We start from the raw sequence: 3,867 nt of genomic DNA, 5'->3' as shown, positions 1-3,867 counted from the left end.
TTTCATCTTTTTAGGTGCCAAGTCTAAAATAGCTGACATACTAACATGTTGACCTTTTCTTACACCATAACCAAGTCCCATGAAAGTAACAATTACTACTAATAGTTGTCCTAATTCTTCGGCAAAAGTCCATGAACTTTTAAAGACTCTTCGAGCAATAACATTCCCAATTAATATAGTTGCCATAATAATTATACCTGAACTCAAAATAAACTCTTCTATTCTCATTACAGCCCTATCAATCTTTTTCAACTTATTCATATAGTTTTCCCCCTTACTTTAATTAATCATTAGTTTCCCCTGATAAGTATTTCAATGCTGTTCTTATATGCATTTCAGTTCCAATGATTAATGCTTCTTCGTCTATATTAAACTTTGGATGGTGATGAGGATAATTTGTTTCTTTTTTCTTATTTCCTACACCTACAAAGTAAAAGGTAGACGGTATGCCAATGGTAAATTCAGAAAAATCTTCCCCAGCCATTGTAATATAAGGAACCAAATTTTCTTCTCCTACTAAATCTAATGCAATAGTCCTCACAAGATTAGTCATTTTCTTTTCATTTACTACAGGAAAGTTACTTGGAATAATCTCCATTTCATATTCAGCATTAAACGTTTTACATATTCCAGCAACAACCCTTTCTAATCGTTCTCTAGGTCTTTCAATAGAATTAGCTCCTCCTTTATAGAGATATCTAAGGGTTCCCTCCATTGTAACCACTTCTGGAATTACATTAGATGCATTTCCCGCATTTATTTTTGAGAAATTTATTAATGTAGGACTAAGGGCATTAATCTCTTTTGTTTGGATAAATTGAGCACCTATAATAATTTGGGCTGCTATTAAAACCGGGTCTACAGCTTCATGAGGCATAGCGGTATGTCCACCTTTTCCTTTGATAGTAAGTTTAAAATTATCATGGGCACCCATAACTGGACCTTCATCAATACTTATCTGCCCTATCTCTAATGGGCTCCATAGATGTATTCCAATGGCAGCATCAACTTTGGGATTTTCTAAAACCCCGTCCTCAACCATGTATTTAGCCCCTGCTTCCTCTTCGTTAGGCTGAAAAACAAATTTAATATTACCATTAATTTCACCTCTGTATTTTGATAATATCTTTGCTGCAACTAATAACATAGCCATATGACCATCATGACCACAAGCATGCATTACGCCTTTATTTCTAGATTTATAAAGGATATCGTTTTCCTCTTCTATAGGTATTGCATCCATATCTGCTCTTATAAGTAAAGTTTGTCCAGAATTATCCCCTTCTAATAAAGCAACTACTCCTGTTTTTGTCATTCTTTTTACTTTTAAACCACAACTTTTTAAATACTTTTCTACAATCTTTTGAGTCCTAAACTCTTTAAATCCTAACTCTGGATACATATGAAAATCTCGTCTTAATGTTATGAGCTCATCCTTAAACTTATTAATTTCATTTTTTATTTCCACTATTAGCCCCCTCTCTAATATTTCTCTAGTAAACTTCCATAGCTTTTAATCTTTTCCTCTATTCCACTTACTCTTAGTGAATACCAAAATGTAGCTTGATTTGCTGATATAACTGGTTTACCTAAATCCTTCTCTAGATACTCTAGGATCGCTATACTTCGTATACCAGTACATAAAATTACTACTGCCTCCGCATCCACTGTATCTACCCTTTTAGCTAATTTGTATACAGTTTCTAAGCTTTGATTATCAATTTCTGAATCATATAGTAAACCTAATCCTAATATATTTGTTACATTGAACCCATTATCTTCTAAGAATAATTTACCTTTTTTATTCACTTCTTCTATGTACGGAGTTGCTACTGCCACCTTTTTTACTTTTAAAGCCTTTAAAGCCGATACTACGGCTCTCGATGTTGTGATACAAGTTGTACCGCTAGAGGCCTTTTCCATATTTTTAATTAATTCTTTATCATAATGATAACCGCCAATAAAACTGCCACTAGTACAACCTAAAGCAATAACATCTACTGGAGCTTGAGATAATAATTTTACAGCCTTTATAGCCTGGCTACCTATTTTAGATAGCTGCTCTTCGTTAGTTTCTAAAAGTGAAATTCTAGTAGTACATGTAATTACGCCCTCTGGCGACATTTTATAAAACTCTGGCTCCATAACCCACCCAGGGGCTGGATAAATTAAACCTATTTTTACTCTACCACCATATGCAAAATCCTTCATTTTTCCTCCTTTACTCAATATTGAGTATTTTTAAATAAATGCCTTGAATAAACTATTATATAATTATAATATTAGATTAAAGGACTATAATCATTATGTGAATTGTATGAATTTTTTAATATTTTATAGTCAATTTGTTTAAGTACAACTTTACCTCGCTAGATAAATAGCCAATTATATTTCCCTATATTCTGGAGCTTACTTCTAAATTATGATACTATAAAACCAATCTAACGTTTTGAAAGATACAATTCTTTTATAGAAACATAATATTATTCTTCCTTTGGAGGTTGAACAAGTATGTTATTTACAATAGAAGATTTTTTAGATTTAGATATTCTTGAAGAAGCCTGCGTAAAGACATCTATTGAAACAGTTAATGATCGATTTATAGAATCCATATCTGTTACGGAACTTCCCGTGGAAAACTTTGTGCATAAAAATGAATTAGTACTTACTACATGTATGGGATGCAATAATGATACAGGAGTATTTAAAAGTTTTGTTAAAGATGTTCACCAATCAGGAGCATCTGCCTTAGTAATATCTGTTGGAAGATATGTAATGGAAACACCTCAAGAAGTAATAGATTTTGCCAATGAACTTAATTTCCCAATTATTGAAATACCATGGAAAATTAGGTTTGCAAACATTATAGAGACTGTACTTCTAGAAATTAATAATATAAAACAAAGTAATTTAAAATACTTTGAACAATTACAGAAAAAACTTCTTACTTACTTTTTAAATGGTTCTACTTTAACAGAAGCTGCTGAATTAATATATAGAGAATTAGGAAATCAGGTTGTTATTGCTAGTGCTGCTGGAACCATTAAAGGAATAAGTAATAACTCTGAAGAATTTGTAAATATTTTAGCCCCACCTCTTAAAATTTTAGCATCGGGAAAAAATTTAGACTCATTAGATACCTTCAATTTCCGGGATAAGTATACAGTCTATAAAATTAGCTCCAAAAATATTGTATATGGATATTTATATCTTAGGACCTTGTATAAAACTATAGAAAATGATTATGTGAAAGATAACAAAACATTTGTTGTCAGGCATATTGTCTCTCCTATTTCCCTTTGGTTTGATAGGGAACAAACTATTTTTGAGACTGAAATGCACCATCAAGACAATTTCGTATGGAACTTGATTAAGGGAGATAAGAAAGAACTTAATGAACTTCATACCCAGGCCAAATCAATAGGATACGAACTTTCACTTCCCTACATTTGTATCGTTGGAAATATTTCAAATTTAGAAAAGTGTTATCATATGGAAAGATTTAATTACTCTTCCTATGAGGCTTGGAAATTTAATTGCATAAAATCAATAAAATCTTATATTTTAAGAACTAGTCGGGCTAAGGGACAATCTGTAATGACTACATATCAAGAAGAAAGGCTAATTATTTTTCTTGAAATTCGCAGCAATAATATAGAAATAGAAGCTAATAATTTTTTAGATGTAATTGAAACCCAACTCAAACTTATTTGTCCTAAATTAGTTATTTCATGGGGAATTAGTGAAAACAAAGTACATAACTATTCTTTTAACAAAGCTTTTCTTGATGCCAAAATCTCTTTAGAAATTTTACATAATGAAAAGGAACCAGGATATAGAAACATCTATCATAATACTAGCATTTAT

4 protein-coding genes are annotated in these 3,867 nt (G+C 31.3%); 1 reads left to right on the top strand and 3 read right to left on the bottom strand.

Annotated features, from left to right (window positions below):
* From VK071_02315 to VK071_02305, 3 genes are all read right to left on the bottom strand, one after another.
* A partial coding sequence (locus VK071_02315; protein ID HLR34144.1) for a TRAP transporter small permease subunit occupies positions 1-261 on the bottom strand: 261 nt, incomplete at its 3' end.
* A gap of 22 nt (positions 262-283) precedes the next feature.
* Positions 284-1,468, bottom strand: coding sequence for an amidohydrolase (locus tag VK071_02310; protein ID HLR34143.1), 1,185 nt, complete (start codon positions 1,466-1,468; stop codon positions 284-286).
* A 14-nt stretch (positions 1,469-1,482) separates the two neighbouring features.
* Positions 1,483-2,211: a hypothetical protein gene (locus tag VK071_02305; GenBank protein HLR34142.1), complete on the bottom strand. Its 729-nt coding sequence runs from the start codon at positions 2,209-2,211 to the stop codon at positions 1,483-1,485.
* A 300-nt stretch (positions 2,212-2,511) separates the two neighbouring features.
* Here VK071_02305 and VK071_02300 point away from each other — a divergent pair.
* The coding region (locus VK071_02300; GenBank protein ID HLR34141.1) for a PucR family transcriptional regulator ligand-binding domain-containing protein at positions 2,512-3,867 on the top strand (1,356 nt) is incomplete at its 3' end.

Source organism: Tissierellales bacterium (genome assembly GCA_035301805.1).
In the GTDB taxonomy this organism is placed as follows: domain Bacteria; phylum Bacillota; class Clostridia; order Tissierellales; family DATGTQ01; genus DATGTQ01.
This window is presented reverse-complemented; position numbering and strand designations above follow the sequence as displayed.